The 1,008-nt window shown below is 60.1% G+C and carries 2 protein-coding genes; both read right to left on the reverse strand.

Going from position 1 to position 1,008, the window contains the following annotated elements:
* Nucleotides 1-517 (reverse strand): hypothetical protein (locus NZU74_20130; protein MCS6883638.1); only part of this gene is annotated, 517 nt, incomplete at its 3' end.
* 42 nt (nucleotides 518-559) lie between these two features.
* Nucleotides 560-1,008: HisA/HisF-related TIM barrel protein (locus tag NZU74_20135; protein MCS6883639.1), on the reverse strand; the 449-nt coding region annotated here is incomplete at its 5' end.

Genomic DNA, 1,008 nt, shown 5'->3' on the forward strand with positions numbered 1-1,008 from the left:
CTTGCATAACCGCTGCGTCGGCCTCACGCAACCGTTCGAGTTGGAGAGCAAACTGGCGTTGGCGCTCATCGAGTTCTTTAATCTGTGATGATAAGGCCGCAATTTGCCGTTCGGCCTGTTCGATCCGGCTCAGCCAGCCGGCGAGAAAGTCGCGATCTTGTTTGCGCGCTTCGGCAATTTGCTGGATCTGGGACTGCATGTCGCGCAACGGACGCACGCCTTCTTCGATTTTAACAAGTGCCGCTGCCACTTCGCGCCGTAATGCCACCACGTCGCGGCGCACAATCTCATTGGCTTGCGCAACGTCGCTCGTGTGCCGCTCGAAGAGGCTTTGCACTTGCGCAATTGCACCCTCGTTCTTGCGCACCTGCTCCATCGCCCATTGATATTTGTTGGTCTGATCTTTGAGCAGGCGGCGCAACTCGTCAATCTGGCCCTGCAAGTAGACGAGTTGCGATTGTTCTTGGGCGCGCAGCCGTTCTTCTTCGTAGCGCGCAGTAAGGTCGGAACTTGACATAAAAACCTCTTATTCTTCCGCAATGGTTGCGTTCGTTGCTGTCTATAAGGTCACGGTCTGGGCAACAGCAATTGCCTCTGTCAAGTTGATTGCCCCAACGTACAATGCCTTGCCGATAATCGCTCCCTCAACGCCAAGTTGGGCCAGCCGGCGCACGTGATCGAGCGTAGCAATGCCGCCGCTAGCGATGATGGCCGGGCCGGTTGGATGAATCAGCTCGGCCAGCGCGGTAAAGTTAGGGCCGCTGAGCGCGCCGTCGAAGGTGCCGCCGAGGTTCCACCACATGCCGTTCCAGCGGGCCACGTAGTCGGCGGTAGGATTACCTGCGGCGTCGGTGAAGGTGCCGCCCGCGTACACGTTGGCGCCGCTTACCGCCAGGGCGAGGACCGGGCCGTTCAGCGCGCCATCGGCGCCGCCGCCGAGGTTCCACCACATGCCGTTCCAGCGGGCCACGTAGTCGGCGGTAGGATTACCTGCGGCGTCGGTGAAGG

The sequence above is a fragment of the Chloroflexaceae bacterium genome (assembly GCA_025057155.1).
Lineage (GTDB): Bacteria > Chloroflexota > Chloroflexia > Chloroflexales > Chloroflexaceae > JACAEO01.